The following is a 17,751-nucleotide window of genomic DNA, read 5'->3' as shown; positions in this document are numbered from 1 at the left end:
ATCAGTAGCTGACCTTACTCGGTCGGATCGTGTTCGAAGGTGCGTCCCTGATGGGGGCGCGGGCGGAATAGGTCTCGGTCACGAAAGCGAACAAATGCTTCTTCCCCATCGACGGTGCTCTGGGATTGCTGTGCAGCCTGGGCTTGCTGAGCCTGGCGCTGCAATTTACCCAGCCAAACCCGGCCAAACACACTGAGTAGTGCAAAGGCCACGGCGCCTGCCAATAAGACAAAGGGCAGCATCACCAGGCTGAGACCCAGCACCACAAATCCTGCGATAAACATGGCCAGCCCGCGGAATCCGCTGAAGCGCTCACGCAAGGGGGGAGTGTGGAATTGACTGTAGATCATAATGCCTCCTGGGCGAATGTCGTGCTGACAGTCTGCGTAAAATGTGCACCATAATCACGTGAAATATGGTTAATCTTGCGTCCATTTAAGCTTCTCACCAAAGCTTTTACGGGCGCTTTGGATGATAAGCTCGCGTATCCATCTGTGGCCGGGATCGCCGTCATTTCGCTGGTGCCACAAGAGCACATAGGCCAGAGGCATAAAGTCAAAGGGCAATGGCAGCATCTCCAGTGCGTAGAGCTTGGAGGCATGGCGCGCAAAGCTTTGCGGCAGGGTGAACACCAGATCGGTATTGGCGCAGACACTGGCGGCGCCATAAAAATCGGGCACGGTGGCGCACAGGTGCCGCTGCTTGCCCTGAGTCGCCAGATAGTAATCCAGCGCCCACCAGTCGTTGCCTTCGCAGCGCACCTGCACATGGGCCAACTCCAGGTAAGTGTTGAGATCCCATTTTCCTTCCCCAAGCAGTGCCATGGCCGGGTGTCCCTGGCGCACCAGGCAAATTTGTTGGTCCTGGTAGAGCGTTTGATGGCAAATACCTTCCGGCAGGCTGTCGATTCGAAAGTTGGCTTCGGGCTGCAAATCGATACCGTCTATCCCAAAATCAATCTGCCCCAGCTGAAGATCGCTGATGGATTTTTCGTTCCACACATAGGAGTTGAGCCGCAGACCCGGTGCCATGGAAAGCAGCGGGCCGATAAAGCCGGGGATCAGTGTCTCGTACGCACTTTCCACCATGGCAAAGCTGAAGGTGCGGGTACTGCTGGCAGGATCGAAACTGGGAGGCATCACCAACTGATTGAGCGCCTGCAACACCCCCGGCAGCCGCTCGGCCAGGGCCAGGGCATGGGCCGTGGGTTTCAGCCCGTGGGCCGTGCGGGAAAACAGCGGATCGCCCAGGGTTTCCCGCAGTCGGCTCAGGCTCTTGGACAGGGCCGACTGACTGAGATTCAGGCGCACGGCGGCGCGGGTGACGCTTTGTTCTTCCAGTAGTACCTGCAGTACCACCAGCAGATTGAGGTCGATGCGTGTCAGCTTGTCCAGTTGCATGTGATATTCCAGAAGGGAATTTTTAAAAGTATTTTATACCATTTCTGTTCATACCATGGCAGGAGTAAACTTCGCCTATCATTTTTATTTCCTTATCTGTGACTTTTTCATGCAACGAAATCTGCTGCCTATTTTGATGTCTCTGGTGCTGTTAAGCCCGCTGGCCATCGACATCTATCTGCCTTCTATGCCTGCCATGGCGCTGGACTTCAGCGTGGATGAACGGCAGGTGCAGTCGACTCTGGTGCTGTTTTTGTTCGCCATGGGGGTGGGGCAGGTATTGATTGGCCCCCTGGCCGACCGCTACGGTCGTCGTCCGGTGGCTCTGTTCGGCACAGTGCTCTACGTAATCAGCAGTCTGCTTGCCATGGCCGCCCTGGAGTTTGAATTGCTGCAACTGGCCCGCCTGCTTCAGGGGCTTGCCGCCTGTTCTACGTCCATCGTGGCGTTCAGCGCCGTGCGTGACAGCTACAGTCCGTCCGACAGCGCCCGTATCTACAGTTACCTCAATGGTGCCATCTGCGTGATCCCGGCGCTGGCACCCACCCTCGGTGGCCTGTTGGCTATTCAGTTTGGCTGGCGTTCGACCTTTGCCTTTATGGCCTTCTATGGGTTGGTGATGCTGTTGGTAGTGGGTTACCGTTTGCCGGAAACCCGTCCTGCCCATACCGAGTCCACCGGCCCTCTGTACCGCTGGGGACGTTACGCCCCGGTGCTCAAGAACAGCCATTTCATGTTTTATGCCGTGACCTGCATGGCCGCCATGGCCGCGATCCTTTGCTACGTTTCTTATTCGTCCATTTGGCTGATTGGTAAGCTGGGCGTATCTGAACTGGCGTTTTCCGGGCTCTTCGGTCTGAATGCCGTGGTGAACGTGGTGGCCTGTTTTGCAGCGCCAGTGGTGATCCGTAAGTTGGGGAACCGTCCAACCGTGTTGGTGGCGTTGGTGCTAATGATATTGGCATCCGTGCTGGAGCTGGTGTTGCAACTGCCTGAATGGGCATCACCCATGGCCGCGTCTTTTGCTTTTATGTTGCCTATGATGCTGCTGTGTGTGGGCTTTGCGCTGCTGCTTGGTCCTGCAACCAGTATGGCGCTGGCGCCCTTCGGTGAGCGTGCCGGTACTGCCACTGCGCTGCTGGGCTTTATTCAAATGAGTGGTGCATCTGTGATCACCGCCCTGGTACAGCTGACACCGCTGACCGCACCTTATGCCATTGGTTACACCATGGGTGGCCTGGCGCTGGTGCTGCTGGTCATCATGTTGATGCCACGGTTTGGTCATTGGCACCAGGAGCCGGCCACTCACTAATCCTCAGTTATCACCCTTTGGCCTGTCCGGGTTTCCCCGCGACGGGCTTTTTTTTATCATGGGCAAAATGTGTTGCCATGGGTGTTCAGGGTGTCCCGGGATTTTTGTGTAAATTGCCATTTTCCGCTTAGAGTCTGTGTGTGCGATGCCATCTCGCCGGTTGCTGCCCGTACCCGGGTTTGGGTGCTGCAGCATCCATCGGAAGTGGAGCATGGGAAAAACAGCGCTCGACTGCTGCCGCTTATCCTAGACACCGCCAGGATATTTGTTGGCGAGTCTGAGGCGGATTTTGCAGCGCTGCGACAACAGCTTGAAGTGGAGAATTTAGCGCCTGTCTTGGTATATCCGGCGGATGAAGGAGAGGAATTCAGTCCTTCATCGACTGGCGGCCAGCCGGACTCCAGAGTGCTGTTGCTCTTGGATGGTACCTGGCGCAAGGCGTTGAAAATGTATCACCTCAACCCCTGGCTGCATGGGTTACCCAAGTTGTCTTTCACGCCGGATACGCCATCGGCGTATCGGATCCGTAAAGCCAGTCGCAGTGACAGTCTGTCCACCCTGGAAGCAGCGGCCTGTGCATTGGAATGCCTGGAACCCGAACTGGATACCGGCCCAATGCTTCAGTGTTTTGATGCCATGATAAGCAGGCGCCTTGAGGCCATGCCGGAGGCGGTGCGGCAAAGGTATTTGGCTGACTCTGAAAGCGAAACTGACAGATGAGTGTTTTACGCGTCACTACTCGGTGAAAGCCTCTTTTTAGTTGCGCTCACCGCCTGCTGGCCGGACAATAAGCTGCGCGAAACTCCAAGGGAAGGATGTGTATGACATTATCAAAACTGCCGCTTGCCCTCTGGGTAGCCACTGCCCTGGCAGCCCCACTGCAGGCCGCCGACGATAGCAAACCACGGTTGGTGATGAAGGCCGATAAGGCCCGCGAACAGGCGCAGAAAACCGAGACCGAGCAGCTGGAAAAGGCCCGCGCCGCCGCGTCCGAGACCTCAAGCCGTGAGGCCGATGTGCTTAAGCGTCAGCAACAGGGCGAGTGGGAAGATAGCCAGCGCGAGAAGGCCGCAGCCCAGTTCGATGAACGTGAAACTCGCGAGCAAAAATACCTTCGGGAAGCCAAAGAAGCGGCCAAGAAAGAGCGCAAGATCCCCAAACCATGAGTTTTTCCTGTTCCCTGTGTGGTGGCAACGACTTGTATCTGTTTGCCGAAGACCGCCGTCGCCCCTATTACCGCTGCCGCTGCTGTGCCCTGGTGCAGGTGCCTGCGCCTTTTCATTTAAGCGCTGAAGAGGAAAAGGCCGAGTACGACAAACACGACAATGGTGAAGACAGCCCGGGTTATCGCAGCTTTTTAAGCCGCACCCTCACCCCCTTGATGCCACGTCTTACCCCCGGCGACAAAGGCCTGGATTATGGCTGCGGCGCTGGTGCCCTGCTCGCCAAAATGGCCGGTGAGCAAGGGTTTGAGTTTGCCGCGTACGATCTCTATTACTTCCCTGACCGCGCCGTTCTGGCAGCCCGGTATCAATGTGTGACCCTCACCGAAGTCATTGAGCACGTGGCCGATGCCCGCGCCTTGCTGGATGAGCTTTCAAACCTGTTGGCACCGGGTGCGCTGCTCGCCATCATGACCAAGCGGGTACTCTCGGCCGAAGCCTTTAGCCGCTGGCACTATAAAAACGACCCCACTCATATCAATTTCTACTCCGATGAAACCTTCGCCTGGATAGCGGCCGAGCGCGGCTGGACACTGGAGATAGTCGATAAAGACGTGGTGTTTTTACGCACTTCAAACTGACAGGGCACTGCGTTTTGCCGTGACAGTAGGCGAGCCTGCGGCATTGTCAGGATAGCGTCAGTCAGCCGGTATCACTTTCATTTACAATTTTTAAACCTCAATCTTTCTGTCCTCCCTTGCTGGCGTTGGGGAAATTGCTTTTAAATGGCGGATTAACCAAAGTAATACACCATTTAACCACTTGGAGCAGGAAGCGAGATGAAGCGAACGCTATCAGCCCTGGCTCTGGCAATGGGGCTGGCAATGGCCCCCATGATGAGCCAGGCCACCACTGCCGCCGATATCAAGAGTTTTACTCTGGATAACGGCATGAAAATCATGGTGCTGGAAGATGCTTCCATCCCCAATGCCAACATGTATCTGTTCTGGAAAGTGGGCTCGCGCAACGAAGCCCCGGGTCTTACCGGTATCTCCCACTTCTTCGAGCACATGATGTTTAACGGCTCGAAAAAGTACGGTCCCAAGATGTTTGACCGCACCATGGAAGCCGCCGGTGGCGCCAACAACGCTTACACCACCGAAAACCTGACTGTGTACACCGACTGGTTCCCAGCTTCCGGTCTTGAAACCATTTTCGACCTGGAAGCCGACCGCATCGCCGACCTGGACATCAATGCCGACATGGTTGAGAGCGAGCGCGGCGTGGTGACTTCTGAGCGCAGCACCGGTCTTGAAAACTCCAACATCCGAGCCCTGATGGAAGAGCTTAAAGGTGTGGCTTTCCGTGCCCATCCCTACAGCTGGCCCGTGATTGGCCACGAGTCAGATATTGCCGCCTGGACGCTGGACGACCTGGTGCAGTATCACAAGACTTACTATGCCCCCAACAATGCCGTGGTGGTGATTGCCGGTGATGTGAAACTGGCTGAGGTAAAATCTCTGGCAAACAAGTATTTCGCCCCAATTCCTGCCCAGGCGCCGCCCCGCGAAGTGAAAACCGTGGAGCCGCTGCAAAAGGGTGAGCGCAGAACCTTTATTCACAAGCCTTCTGCCAGCACGCCCAATGTGATGATGGCTTACCATGTTCCGGCTACCTCCCATGAAGACTACTATGCCCTGGAACTGCTGGCGGGCATTTTGAGTGCCGGTAACAGCTCGCGCCTGTATCAATCCATGGTCGACAGCCAGTTGGCGTTGGAAGCCGATACTTATTTCCCGATGTCGTTCGACCCCAACCTCTTTTACCTCTACGCCGTGGGCGCACCCGGGGTGAAGGCCGATGCGCTGGAACAGGAGCTGATTGCCCAAACCAATCGCATCGCCGCCGAGGGTGTAACCGAGCAAGAGCTTGAAAAAATCAAAAACATCAAGTTGATGGACTTTTACCGCACCATGGAAACCATTAACGGTAAAGCCAATACCCTGGGTACCTACGAACTCTTCTTTGGCAGCTTTGATAAGTTGTTCAATGCCCCCGAGGCCTACAACAAGGTCAGCACCGCCGACATTCAGCGCGTGGCGCAAACCTATCTGAAACGGGCCAACCGCAGCGTTGCCGTGCTGTCTGCCGAGGAGGAAATGGACAAATGATGCAATATAGACCTCTGTTGATTGTGGCAGCGCTCGCCCTGGCCGGCTGCGCCGCTACCCAGGACGTTAAGCGTACTCAGGAACCCGCTGCCGCCGCCTTTCAGTTGCCCTCCTATGAAAAGGTGACTCTGGATAACGGGCTGACGGTGTTTTTGATGCAGCAAAAAGAAGTGCCGCTGATTACAGTAAACGCCGTGGTACGTGCCGGAGCGGTGAACGACACCAGTGCCGGTATCTCTGCTTTGACGGCCGAAGGCCTGATGCTTGGCAGCGCCGGCAAGTCCAAGCGTGATATCGAAAACCAGGTGGATTTTTTGGGCGCCAGTTTAAGTGCCGAAGCCGGTAAGGAAGGCAGCTATATCAGTGCCAAATTCATGGCCAAGGATCTGGACACCATGCTGCCGCTGTTTGCCGATGTGCTGCTGCGCCCCGACTTCGATGCCACCGAATTCGACAAACTTAAGCAGCGCGAAGTGGGTGGGCTGATTCAGGCCAAGGAAAGCCCAAGAGCCGTGGTAGGTAATTACTTCGGTAAATTGGTGTACGGTGAGCATCCCTATGGCAATGCCAGCGGTGGCAACAGTGAGTCTGTCGCCGCCCTTACCCTGCCACAGGTTCGTGCCTTCTATACCGGTTTCTATCAGCCCGGTAATACCTCCATTTCCGTGGTGGGTGATTTTGATGTGGCCGACATGAAGGCGCAGCTGAAGCGCACCTTTGGTGAATGGCGCTCAGATGCAGCTCCCCAGCAGCAATCCTTGAAACAAGGTCTGCCGGTGCTGGAAAAGAGCCGGGTGCTCTTGGTGGACAAGCCAGACGCCATGGAAACCACCTTCCTGATTGGTGGTATGGGTATTTCTGAAGACAACCCGGACGCTGTGGGCTTAACCGTGGTGAACACCATTCTGGGTGGCCGCTTTACCTCCTGGCTCAATGACGAGCTGCGTGTGAATGCCGGTCTGACCTATGGTGCCCGCTCCGGCTTTGCCTCTTACCGCGACAGTGGTCTGTTTCAGATAAGCACTTTCACCAAAACCGACACCACGGAAGCGGCCATCGACCTCGCGCTGAAAACCTACGCCCGTCTGTGGGAGCAGGGGATCGATCAGGCAACGCTGGATTCGGCCAAGGCCTATGTGAAGGGGCAGTTCCCGCCTAAGTTTGAAACCAGCGGCCAGCTGGCCGGGCTTTTGTCAGACATGTACCTCTATGGCTTTGATAACAGCTATATCAATGACTTCGAACGTAAAGTCGACAGCCTGACCCTGGAAGAAACCCAGCGACTGATCAACACCTACTTCCCCAAAGACAAGCTGCAGTTTGTGCTGATTGGCAATGCCGCCAAGGTGGCACCTATCGCCGCCAAATACGGTGAAGTCACCCAGGTGAACATCAAGGATGTAGGGTTCGGCGGTTAACACCGAATCCCTACAAAGAAAAAGGGCCTGCTGTTGCAGGCCCTTTTCATTTTCAGCGTGGTGAAGCGAAGACGGTTATCTGTTCTACACTTAATTTCGAGATGGCGGCTGCAGCCAGAATGCGGCCGGAATTCAGTCCAGACCAAGAGGGAATGGAATAAGGCCATGAAAAATCAAGAACATGCCCAAGATGAAGATTCGCTGTCTATGGAAAGCCTGGAGGCGGCCTTGCTGGGAGAGGACGACTGGTTGCATGTGCAGGAAACGGTCAAATTGTTACTGCTTTCCATGGCCCAGATAGAACTGACCCTCACGGACGGGGAATACAATGTCACCGGTTTGGGACAACAGTTTACCGACATGGCGTCGCACTTGCGGCAGGTAAATCTTTATCTGGCCAATCAACCCGATACGCCAAAAGACATTATCAAGCACGGCATTATGCTCGAAACCGAAATCGACAAGGGTGTGGTGGCCTTCCAATTTTACGACCGCCTGTCCCAGCGGCTGCAGCATGTGGTGACTGGGCTTGCTCTCACGGAGGATCTGCTCTGTGACGATAAAAAACGATTGCAGGGTGAGGAATGGCTACGGGTACAAAAACAGATTAAATCCACATACTCCCTTGAATGTGAACGTAAAATGTTCGATCTTGTGCTCCAGGGGATGCCACTTCATGAAGCCTTGGCGCTGTATCGGGATGAACATCTTTACCGCAAAGACGATATCGAACTCTTTTAACTCTGCTCTCCTTGGCTTGTCTGCGTTGCTGCCGCTGGCCGCGGCAGAGATGCCCTTTGCCGATTGGTGCGCCAGCCTCGCCGGACAGTGGCAGGGCACGGGTGCCCGTCCCGGTGAGGTGCCAAAGCCGTTGACCACCCAGGCCATATGCAGCGCCGATCGCCAGCAGCTTATCTTCAGCGTCAGCCGTGGGGCACGATTTTCCAACAGTGAAACCTGGTGGTTTCGCCGTCAGGGAGACAGAGTCCTGCTGACTTACTTCAATGGTGTTAGCGAAGACAAGGGGCAGGCGTTCAGTCTTTATCGTCGCGGCGGCGGCTACTCACTGCTGGGTGAAGGGGTGGTGAATGAGCGTCCTGCCCTGATCCAGCTGTTGTTTGAACCTAAAGACCAGGGTTGGCAGTGGCTGCAACAAGCCCGATTTCTCGACGATGATATTGAGCAGTACATGCTCTACCGCGGGTTATCCTTACAGCCGTTACCGGCCTTAACTACGAGTGAAGGCCGTCAGGTTAACTGAGGTGGATTAACGGGCACCGCCAAAACCCTGCTGACGCCAGGCTTCGTAGCTGATAATGGCCACGGCATTGGACAGATTGAGGCTGCGGCTCGACTCCACCATGGGAATGCGCAGACGCTGCTCTGTGGGTACCGAGTTGATAATGTCCATGGGCAGACCACGGCTCTCGGGGCCAAACAAGAGCACATCACCGGCTTGGTAAGTCAGCTCTGAGTGGGGGCGGCTGCCCTTGGTGGTGCAGGCCAGAATGCGCCGCCCGGCCATGGCTTCAAGGAAGCTCGGGAAGTCCTTATGGCGGGTTACCCGGGTCATATCACTGTAATCCAGCCCGGCACGGCGCAACTTTTTCTCTTCCAAATCAAACCCCAAAGGTTCAATCAGGTGCAGTTCGCAGCCATTGTTGGCGCACAGGCGAATAATATTGCCCGTGTTGGGGGCGATTTCGGGTTCATAGAGGGCGATGTGGAACATAAAGCGGTTGCGGCAGTCCAAAAGAGCGTCGAGTATAGCAAAACTCGGATTAATCAATCATTAGAATGGATTTTAATAATGAAAGCGCCACTGCTTATTCTGGTCGTACTGCTGCAAGGATGCTCGTCTTCGGATTGGGTCGACTTGCCAAAAAGTTATGAAGATGAAAGAGATGGCAAGGCATCACCTGCCGAAGTCGCCCTGAATCTTCCGCGGGCCATTGCCGGGGCAGATCCCTGTAAAAATGGCCATCCCGATGATATTGCCAAGTGCCGCACCGAGCGTCAGGCCGAGACGGATGCACTGACTGAAAGCATCCGTAATCGCACCCAAAAGTAATCTCGCCAAGCTGGCAAATAACAGAGGCGGAAAAGTGATAATCACTTATCCGCCTCATCTTTTTGTGCCGTTAGCAACTTATCATCAAGCTGCCAATACCTTGAACGTCATCAGATTTTAAGGTGCTTCGACAGCGGCAGTTCGCGGTAACGCGCGCCGCCAGCGGCTACTATGGCATTGGCAAGGGCCGGGGCCACAGGCGGCACGCCGGGTTCCCCCACACCGCCAGGTACAGCACTGGAGGCGATGATCTCAGTAGCAATCGGCGGGCAGTGTGGCAGCCTGAGTAGCGGGTAGTCGTGGAAGTTTGACTGGGTCACGGCGCCCTGGTCGAAATCGATTTCGCCAAAGAGCGCAAGGCTTAAGCCAAACATCACCGCACCTTCCATCTGCGCGGCCACCCGGTCCGGGTTCACCACAGTACCTGCATCCATCAGCGCGATGGCGTCCACCACAGTGAGCTTGTCACCTTCGAGCCGCACCTTGATGGCCACGGCGGCATAGGCAACAAAGCTGCGGTGAATGGCAAAGCCCCAGCCTTCGTTTTTACCCGCTGGTTTTTGTGCCATCAGCGCTTCGGCGCGGTCAATCAGCTTAAGGTAGCGGCCCACATCCACCGGATGACGGCCCTGATCTTCACCATAGTTGCCATATTCAAAGCCTTGATTGGCAAAGTTTTCAACCCGCGCCTTGCCGAGCAGTTCCCGCCACTGGGCGGTGCAGGATTTTCCATTGGCAATGGCGAGCTCGTCCACAAAGCTGCCCACCCCAAAGCCGTGTTGAATGTTACTCACCGACCTTAACCAGCCGATGCGGGTGTGGGTTTCGGCCTTGACGGCTTCGCAGCGCACGGCACTGATATCCCAGGGGATATCGGTAAAACCCAGGTCCAGCTCGAACGGCTGCGGGGTATCCACAGCACTGTCAAAGGTGCTGCCGATGGAGGGGAAGGCGGTGCGCGACAATATCGCCTGCACCTTGCCTTTATCGTCAATACAGGCCTGGTAGTACTGGGCGCTGATGGCGTGCAGGTAGCCGTTTCTCAGCTCATCTTCACGGCTCCATTGCACCAGCACCGGCTTGTTTATTTTGCTGGAAATAAACGCCGCTTCGACGCTGAAATCCGGCTTGGATTTGCGGCCGAAACCGCCGCCGAGCAGGGTGACGTTTACCTTCACCTTGTCTTCATCGATACCCAGCATACCGGCCACATTCTGCTGAGTGCTTTGGGGCGTTTGGCTGCTGGCCCACAGCTCGCAGCCGTTTTTATCGACGCTGGCAATCACCGCCGGAGGCTCCATGGGCGCGTGGGCGAGATAGGGCACTGTGTAAGTGGCGCTGAACATCTTGTCCTCTGGCCAGTTAGCAGGCTGGCTGCCAAGCTCGCGGGCGACCTTGGCGGGCTCCCGCACCCTTTGTTTAAGGGTATCGAGATACGACTTGCTGTTATGGCTGTCGTTGGCGCTTTTGCTCCAGCTGAGTTTGAGGGCTTTTCTGCCTTCCAGCGCGCTCCAGGTATTACTGGCCACCACGGCGACGCCGCCGAGCGGCTGAAATGCCGGTGCGCCCTTGGGGATTGGAAGAGGGACTATATCCAGCACCCCTGCCACCTTGCGGGCGGCGCTGTCGTCCATGGACTCGAGCGCGCTGCCAAACACCGGCGGGCGGGCAATCACCGCATACACCAAGCCTTCGGGACGGTTGTCGGCGCCATAAATGGCACGGCCACCCAGCATATCGTCCATATCGACAATGGTGTGACCCTTGCCGATTTGGGTGAATTGGTCAGGGGTTTTGAGGGTGAGAGTTTTGGCATCCGGCAGCGGCAGCTTGGCGGCGGCCATGGCGAGCTCACCGTAGCTTAAGCGCTTGTCGCTGCCTTTGTGATGCACCGCATGGGCCTTGGCGTAGACCTCAGTCACGGGCACCTGCCAGCGTTCGGCGGCGGCTTGCTCCAGCATGTGTCTTGCCATGGCACCCATCTCGCGCATCTTGTCGAAGCCCTTGCGGATACTGCGGCTGCCGTCGGTGTTCTGGCTGCCATAGCGCTTGTCGGCCAGGCCCTGTACCACCACCACCTTGTCCCAGTCGGCTTCCAGCTCGTCAGCCAGTACCTGCGGAATGCCGGTGCGTATGCCCTGGCCCATTTCCGAGCGGTGGCAGGTGAGGTACACCCTGTTGTCTTCGCCGATGGCGATAAAGAGGTTGAGGCGCTGCTCTTCGCCAAAGGCGGCGGTTTGCGCCGCCAGCATGGGGCTCCAGCCGAGGCCTGAGGCCCCCAGCATCAGGGCGCCACCAGAGGCGCCAAACAGCTTGAGCACATCGCGGCGGCTGAAGTTTTCAATGGCAGTAAACTTGCTCATGACTTGGCCTCCTGCTTGCCCTGATAGTCCTTGATGGCGGCGCGGATGCGGGTGTAGGTGCCGCAGCGGCAAAGGTTGCCTGCCATGGCTTCGTCAATCTGGCTGTCGCTGGGGGCAGGATGCTTGCTCACCAGCACTGCTGCCGACATCAACTGGCCCGCCTGACAAAAGCCGCACTGGGGCACCTTGTGGCGGCGCCAACTGTCTTTGAGCTTGTCGTCAGCGAGGCCCTCGATGGTGGTCACCGATTTGCCTTCCAGGCTTTGGATACTGGTGAGGCAGGCGCGCATTGGCTCGCCGTCCACATGCACAGTGCAGGCGCCGCAAAGCCCCGCGCCGCAGCCATATTTGGTGCCGGTTAAGCCCATCAGGTCCCGAAGCGCCCATAAGAGTGGCATTTTGGGGTCGGCGTCCAGAGTAAACAAACGGCCGTTGATCTTAAGTGAAGTCATGGTTCACTGGCTCCTTGTGCTCACAAAGCGCCCGAAATCGGCGCGGGTGTCTATATCAATGCTGGCGCCTGGCAGCGCCATCCATCCCAGCTGTTGTTGTTTTTGCAATGATTTCAAAAGCCCCTTGGCGCCTCTGTCGCCACAAAGGTGGGTCAGCTCATCAAAGTCGGCACGGTTGAAAATCGCCGGTGCGCCGGGGGCATCCAGATACCAGGAGGCAGTGGTTTTACCCGACTCCTGCCAGCTTTGAATAAGGGACTCATAGTCTTCAGCACTCAGCAGCGCATGATCCGCAAGCGCCAGCAGCAAGGCATCGGCGTCGGTGCCAAGCGCCGCGTTGGCGGCTGCGGCAATACTGTGGCCAAGCCCCAGCTGCCAGTCGGGCGAGGGGATAATGGTGGTGTCCGAAGGCAGCAGAGGCCTCAGTGCCTTGGCGTGGCCACCCAGGCATACCTGCACCGGCAGGATGTGGGTGTCGCAGCTACTGCGCACCTGGCTGAGTGCATTAAAGCTACGGCCAAGCAGGGTGGTGCCGCCGGGCAGCTGCATGGCGAGCTTGACCCCTTCGAAGCGGCGCGAGCCGCCTGCGGCCAACAGCACTGGCAAGAGTTTCATCCAAGGCCTCCATTGCTGTGTTTGTGATGGTTGTTTATGTGATAGTTGGGTTTGCCATGCAGGTTTGCCTGGCATGCAGCGAGTATCGACAGGGCAATGTCGGCGGGCAGCTCGCCGCCCAAATCAATTCCGGCTGGGCTTGCGGGTGGGCAGTAAAAATCGTCCCAGCCCATGCCTGCCGTGTTTAACAGTTTCTCGCCCCGGTGGCGCGGTCCAAGGAGCGCCAAATATTGAAGTGGCAAGGAACTGAGTTTGGGCAAAATAGCGGCATCGAGTTCTAGGCTGTGGTGCATCACCACCGCCATATCAATGCTGGCAAGAAAGTCAGGCGTCAGTGCATCTGCTGAGGTTTTAATGAGCTCACAGCCTTCAAAGTCGCAGGGGCGGGCATAGCTGGTGCGCGGGTCGACAATGGAGATGCGCCACTCAAGCTGGCGCGCCATTTGTGCCAGTGGCCGGGCATCCATGCCGCCACCGAAGATGGCCAGATGTGGCCTTGGGCGGACCGGCACCACCAGTAGCTCTGATTGATGACTGCCGCTTTGCGGATTGGGCAGTAAGCGGCCGGGACGGCTGAAATCGGCCGCAGGAAAAGGCGCGTCGGCTTCAGGATAAAAGTGGGCGTGAAGACTGTCGGCAGGGGCGCGGTTTTGCGGCAATTCGAGGCACCAAAAGCCTGGGTTGCCGCTGGCGAGAGCCTCTGACATGGCGGCGAATTGCAGTTGCTGATTGGCGGCGGTTAACGGCAGCAGCAGTATATCCACCAGACCGCCGCAGCCGAGGCGGTAGCTGGCGTCGGTTTCGTCTCTGGCATCGTAACGGCCAAGCACGGCGCAGTGTCCCGCCAGCGCTTTTTGGGCCTGACGGCGAAGGTCAGCCTCAAGGCAACCGCCGCTTAACATGCCAAGGCTTGGCCCCGAGGGGTGAAACAGCATCATGGCCCCGGATTTTCGGTAGGCGCTGCCTTCCACCGAGGCAATCACCGCCAGCACCCAGTCGGCATCCGGGTCGCTGCGCCAGGCATCCAAGAGTGAATCCAAACGGTTGGCCATCTGTCCCTGCATCCTTTTGGCGTAAAGTTTTAAACTAGCAAAAGGTGCCCCAATTTAGAAGGCGCTTAAGTTTTGCCAAATGTTTCTCTCGTGTGGCTCCCATAAACAAAACCCCGACCGGGGTCGGGGTTTTGAGAAGGCAGGTTAAGTTTAGAAGAAGCCCAGCGGATTGGTGTCGAAGCTCACCAGCAGGTTTTTGGTGTTCTGGTAGTGCGACAGCATCATCTTGTGGGTCTCGCGGCCAATGCCCGACTTTTTATAGCCACCAAAGGCGGCGTGGGCAGGGTAGGCGTGGTAGCAGTTAATCCACACCCGTCCGGCCTGAATGCCGCGGCCCATGCGCTGGGCGAGATTCATATCCCGGGTCCAGACACCGGCGCCAAGGCCATATTGGGTGTCGTTGGCAATGGCCAGTGCTTCGGCTTCGTCCTTGAAGGTGGTCACCGATACCACGGGGCCAAAGATTTCTTCCTGGAACACCCGCATCTTGTTGTGGCCCTTGAGGATGGTGGGCTGGATGTAGTAGCCGCCTTTTTCGGGGCCATCCTGCAGGTTGATTTCGCCGCCCATCAACACCTTGGCGCCTTCGGCACGGCCAATGTCCAGATAGCCCAGGATCTTGTCGTACTGCTCGCGGGACGCCTGTGCACCCACCTGGGTGTCAGTATCCAGCGGGCTGCCCTGACGTATGGTCTTGGCGCGGGCGAGTACCTTTTCGATAAAGGCATCGTAGATGGACTCCTGCACCAATACCCGGCTTGGGCAGGTGCACACTTCGCCCTGGTTGAAGAAGGCCAGCAACATCCCCTCGATGGCCTTGTCGAGGTAGTTGTCTTCGTGGCTCATCACATCGGCAAAGTAGATGTTGGGAGACTTGCCCCCAAGTTCCACCGTGGACGGAATGAGGTTTTCGGCGGCGCACTTGAGGATATGATTGCCCACTTCGGTGGAGCCGGTAAAGGCCAGTTTGGCGATGCGTTTGCTGGTGGCGAGGGCTGCGCCTGCTTCGGCGCCAAATCCATTGACCACGTTGAGTACGCCGGAGGGCAGCAGATCTTCGATGGTTTCCAGAAGCACCATGATGGAGGCCGGTGTTTGTTCGGCAGGCTTGAGCACGACGCAGTTACCCGCCGCCAACGCCGGGGCGATTTTCCAGGCCGCCATCAGCAGTGGGAAGTTCCAGGGAATGATTTGCCCGACCACGCCCAAAGGCTCGGGGAAGTGGTAGCTCACGGTATTGGCATCAAGATCTGCTGCGCTGCCTTCCTGGGCGCGGATACAACCGGCGAAATAGCGGAAGTGGTCAACAAACAGCGGCAGGTCGGCGTTCAGGGTTTCGCGCACCGCTTTGCCGTTTTCCCAGGTTTCCACCACGGCGAGGCGTTCCAGATGCTGCTCGACCCGGTCGGCGATTTTCAAAAGCAGATTGCTGCGCTCGGTGACCGAGGTTTTGCCCCAGCTGTCTTTGGCGGCATGGGCGGCATCAAGGGCGAGTTCGATGTCGCGATAGTCTGAGCGGGCCGCCTGACAGAATACCTTGCCATCCACAGGCGAGACGTTATCAAAGTACTCGCCACCCACGGGGGGCACCCACTTGCCGCCAATAAAGTTGTCGTATCTGGCCTTGAATGAAGCGATGGCACCCGCTGTGCCCGGAGCGCTGTAAATCATCTGCTTGTCCTTTTTTGCTGTTGAGAGTGTCTTGTTGTTGTGATTGTTCCGACGGTGCAATCGGCCCGTCGGTGAACAACCTCTATCGCAAAGGATGGGCCATAATTGTTCAACTTGTCGTTAAATCGGCCTAACAGTATGATGAAAATCTTATTTTCGAATATACGCAGCAGCGGGTCGGCCGAGGGATTGGCGTGGCGACCGAAGTCGCATTGTTGCGCCTTGGTACAGTTGTTATAAGTGACTGTGCCGAAACGGAACACAGGAGCACACAGATGAAATCTGCCGTACAGCCCTGGCTTGCCGACTCCTGGCGTCGCAGTGAAGGCGCCGGTCTCAGTGAAACCCGTCCCGGGGAACTTAAACTCTCCCGGGTCGAACTGGATGAGCGCTGTGAGCGCCACCGTCAGCTTATCGCATTGGTGGAATCCGAAGCCCTGCCGCTGTTTACCCGTCTGATGGCCCACACCGACAGCCGGCTGATTTTGTCGGACGCCGAAGGCTTCGTGCTGCGCCACTGGGGACTGTCACGCTACTCCGACCGGCTCGCCAACGTGGCGCTGGACTGCGGCGTGAATTGGCTCGAAGAGCACAAGGGTACCAATGCCATAGGCACAGCGCTTAAGGCCAAAGAAGCCCTCTCAGTGGTGGGTGAGCAGCACTTTTGCCGCCCCCACCGTTTTATGAGCTGCACCGCCAGCCCGATTTTTTCGCCATCCGGCGAGCTGATTGGTGCCCTCGACATCACCTCCGAGCGGCTTAAGCACAACCAACAAACCTTATTGCTTATCTCCAGCCTGGCGCAGCAGGTGGAAACTGCGCTTCTGTGCGCGCTGCCCGGTGGCCGTTTTCGGGTGGATTTGGCCGCCAGTCGGCAACTGCTCAGTTCCGGCTGGCAGGGCATTCTGATTGCCGATGACGATGGCCGTTTGCTTGGGCTTAACCCCATGGCTCGCCAGTACCTTGGCGGCGCCTCGCCCGGTATGCAACTGGGCGAGCTGTTGGGGGATGACTGGCAGGCACAGCAGGCGCAGTGCCTTCGCGGCGAGTTGCATCTGGCCACCTCGGCCATTGGCGAGGGCGCCTTGTCGATTCCAACCAATAAAGCCAGCGGTTTGCATGGCATCAAGCCGCTGCGATTCCACGACCCACAGCTGGAAACCGCCTGGCAGCAGGCGCGCAAGGTCGTTAGCCGCAAGATCCCGCTGTTGGTGCAGGGGGAAACCGGGGTGGGTAAAGAGCACTTCGTGCGCCAGCTGTATCAGGACAGTCGCCTCGATGGTGAGCTGGTGGCGGTTAACTGTGCTGCCTTGCCCGCCGAGCTGATTGAGGCCGAGCTCTTTGGTTATCAGGGCGGCGCCTTTACCGGCGCAGCCCGTCAGGGGCACCTTGGCAAGGTGCGTCAGGCCGATGGCGGCTTTCTGTTTCTGGATGAAATCGGTGAGCTGCCGCTGGCGGCTCAGGGCCGGTTGTTGCGGGTACTGCAGGAGCGGGAAGTGACACCTGTGGGTGGCCTTAAAAGCCACAGGGTGGACATTCAGGTGGTGGCTGCTACCCACATGGATTTGGCTACCATGGTGCGTGATGGCCGTTTTCGTGAAGACCTGTATTTTCGCCTCAACGGTCTGCAGGTCAGCCTGCCGCCTCTGAGGCAACGGACAGATAAATCGCGGCTGATCCACAAGCTTCACCGCCAGTATCGGGTCAATCCGCCGGGGGATGAGCAGCGGCTGTGCCCGAAGTTACTGGCATTGCTGGAGGCCTATGGCTGGCCGGGGAACCTTCGGGAGCTGGATAACCTGATGCAGGTGGCTTGCCTGATGGCTGAAGGGGATCGCGAACTGAGTGAGGCGCACTTGAGTGATGCCCACAGGCGGACACTGATGCAGGGCCAAGAGGTGCAATCAGCTCCTGAGCCGAGCCTTAAGGCCGGGCTTGATGGCCGTATTCAGACAACGCTCTCTGAGTGCGACGGCAATATCAGTGAAGCGGCTCGCCGCCTTGGGGTAAGCCGCAACCTGATTTACCGCAGCCTTAAGCGCACCGACAGTTAGCGGAAAGCC

Annotated in this window: 18 protein-coding genes; 10 read left to right on the top strand and 8 right to left on the bottom strand. The window is 57.4% G+C overall.

Going from position 1 to position 17,751, the window contains the following annotated elements; genetic code table 11:
* Positions 1-14: 14 nt before the first annotated feature.
* Both K0H79_RS17985 and K0H79_RS17980 read right to left on the bottom strand, forming a co-directional pair.
* Positions 15-350: a hypothetical protein gene (locus tag K0H79_RS17985; protein WP_220066013.1), complete on the bottom strand. Its 336-nt coding sequence runs from the start codon at positions 348-350 to the stop codon at positions 15-17.
* Positions 351-419: 69 nt separating this feature from the next.
* Positions 420-1,400 (bottom strand): LysR family transcriptional regulator, encoded by a 981-nt coding sequence (locus K0H79_RS17980; protein ID WP_220066012.1) that lies wholly within the window; start codon positions 1,398-1,400, stop codon positions 420-422.
* A 109-nt stretch (positions 1,401-1,509) separates the two neighbouring features.
* On the opposite strand from K0H79_RS17980, the gene K0H79_RS17975 reads away from it, so the two are divergent.
* The 8 genes from K0H79_RS17975 to K0H79_RS17940 all read left to right on the top strand — a co-directional run bounded on the left by K0H79_RS17975 (position 1,510) and on the right by K0H79_RS17940 (position 8,725).
* Positions 1,510-2,712: a multidrug effflux MFS transporter gene (locus K0H79_RS17975; protein ID WP_220066011.1), complete on the top strand. Its 1,203-nt coding sequence runs from the start codon at positions 1,510-1,512 to the stop codon at positions 2,710-2,712.
* A gap of 138 nt (positions 2,713-2,850) precedes the next feature.
* Positions 2,851-3,432, top strand: a complete 582-nt coding sequence (locus K0H79_RS17970; RefSeq protein WP_258405430.1) for a tRNA-uridine aminocarboxypropyltransferase — start codon at positions 2,851-2,853, stop codon at positions 3,430-3,432.
* A gap of 101 nt (positions 3,433-3,533) precedes the next feature.
* Positions 3,534-3,878, top strand: coding sequence for a hypothetical protein (locus tag K0H79_RS17965; protein WP_408733358.1), 345 nt, complete (start codon positions 3,534-3,536; stop codon positions 3,876-3,878).
* Complete coding sequence (locus K0H79_RS17960; protein ID WP_220076738.1) at positions 3,875-4,516, top strand: class I SAM-dependent methyltransferase; 642 nt, start codon at positions 3,875-3,877, stop codon at positions 4,514-4,516. The genes K0H79_RS17965 and K0H79_RS17960 overlap by 4 nt, the downstream gene beginning before the upstream one ends.
* A 198-nt stretch (positions 4,517-4,714) precedes the next feature.
* The gene (locus K0H79_RS17955) at positions 4,715-6,046 is read left to right on the top strand and encodes a pitrilysin family protein (protein ID WP_220066007.1); all 1,332 of its coding nucleotides are present in this window, start codon (positions 4,715-4,717) and stop codon (positions 6,044-6,046) included.
* Positions 6,043-7,464, top strand: a complete 1,422-nt coding sequence (locus tag K0H79_RS17950; RefSeq protein WP_220076737.1) for a pitrilysin family protein — start codon at positions 6,043-6,045, stop codon at positions 7,462-7,464. The genes K0H79_RS17955 and K0H79_RS17950 overlap by 4 nt, the downstream gene beginning before the upstream one ends.
* Positions 7,465-7,629: 165 nt before the next feature.
* Positions 7,630-8,205, top strand: coding sequence for a hypothetical protein (locus K0H79_RS17945; RefSeq protein WP_220066005.1), 576 nt, complete (start codon positions 7,630-7,632; stop codon positions 8,203-8,205).
* Positions 8,165-8,725 carry a hypothetical protein gene (locus K0H79_RS17940; protein WP_258405429.1) on the top strand — a complete coding sequence of 187 codons (561 nt, stop codon included), beginning with the start codon at positions 8,165-8,167 and terminating at the stop codon, positions 8,723-8,725. The genes K0H79_RS17945 and K0H79_RS17940 overlap by 41 nt, the downstream gene beginning before the upstream one ends.
* A 6-nt stretch (positions 8,726-8,731) precedes the next feature.
* Here K0H79_RS17940 and trmL read toward each other — a convergent pair whose 3' ends face one another.
* Positions 8,732-9,196, bottom strand: a complete 465-nt coding sequence (trmL, locus tag K0H79_RS17935) for a tRNA (uridine(34)/cytosine(34)/5-carboxymethylaminomethyluridine(34)-2'-O)-methyltransferase TrmL (protein ID WP_220066003.1) — start codon at positions 9,194-9,196, stop codon at positions 8,732-8,734.
* Between the two features lie 78 nt (positions 9,197-9,274).
* Between trmL and K0H79_RS17930 the strand changes: the two genes are divergently transcribed.
* Complete coding sequence (locus tag K0H79_RS17930; protein WP_220076736.1) at positions 9,275-9,535, top strand: hypothetical protein; 261 nt, start codon at positions 9,275-9,277, stop codon at positions 9,533-9,535.
* 110 nt (positions 9,536-9,645) lie between these two features.
* On the opposite strand, the gene K0H79_RS17925 is transcribed toward K0H79_RS17930, so the two are convergent.
* The 5 genes from K0H79_RS17925 to K0H79_RS17905 form a co-directional block, all read right to left on the bottom strand.
* On the bottom strand, positions 9,646-11,898 hold the full coding sequence (locus K0H79_RS17925; protein WP_220076735.1) for a molybdopterin cofactor-binding domain-containing protein: 2,253 nt from the start codon (positions 11,896-11,898) through the stop codon (positions 9,646-9,648).
* Entirely contained in the window at positions 11,895-12,350 is a 456-nt protein-coding gene (locus tag K0H79_RS17920; protein ID WP_220076734.1) for a (2Fe-2S)-binding protein, read from the bottom strand. The genes K0H79_RS17925 and K0H79_RS17920 overlap by 4 nt, the downstream gene beginning before the upstream one ends.
* 3 nt (positions 12,351-12,353) lie before the next feature.
* Complete coding sequence (locus K0H79_RS17915) at positions 12,354-12,965, bottom strand: nucleotidyltransferase family protein (RefSeq protein WP_220076733.1); 612 nt, start codon at positions 12,963-12,965, stop codon at positions 12,354-12,356.
* Positions 12,962-14,017 carry an XdhC family protein gene (locus K0H79_RS17910; RefSeq protein WP_220076732.1) on the bottom strand — a complete coding sequence of 352 codons (1,056 nt, stop codon included), beginning with the start codon at positions 14,015-14,017 and terminating at the stop codon, positions 12,962-12,964. Before K0H79_RS17910 ends, K0H79_RS17915 begins: the two co-directional genes overlap by 4 nt.
* A gap of 150 nt (positions 14,018-14,167) precedes the next feature.
* Entirely contained in the window at positions 14,168-15,688 is a 1,521-nt protein-coding gene (locus K0H79_RS17905) for an aldehyde dehydrogenase family protein (protein WP_220076731.1), read from the bottom strand.
* Positions 15,689-15,963: 275 nt separating this feature from the next.
* On the opposite strand from K0H79_RS17905, the gene K0H79_RS17900 reads away from it, so the two are divergent.
* Complete coding sequence (locus K0H79_RS17900) at positions 15,964-17,742, top strand: sigma-54-dependent Fis family transcriptional regulator (RefSeq protein ID WP_220076730.1); 1,779 nt, start codon at positions 15,964-15,966, stop codon at positions 17,740-17,742.
* Positions 17,743-17,751 lie beyond the last annotated feature (9 nt).

The organism is Shewanella sp. FJAT-52076, assembly GCF_019457455.1.
Taxonomy (GTDB): Bacteria; Pseudomonadota; Gammaproteobacteria; order Enterobacterales; family Shewanellaceae; genus Shewanella; species Shewanella zhangzhouensis.
The sequence above is the reverse complement of the archived record's forward strand: the minus strand, read 5'-3'. Positions and strand labels throughout refer to the sequence as shown.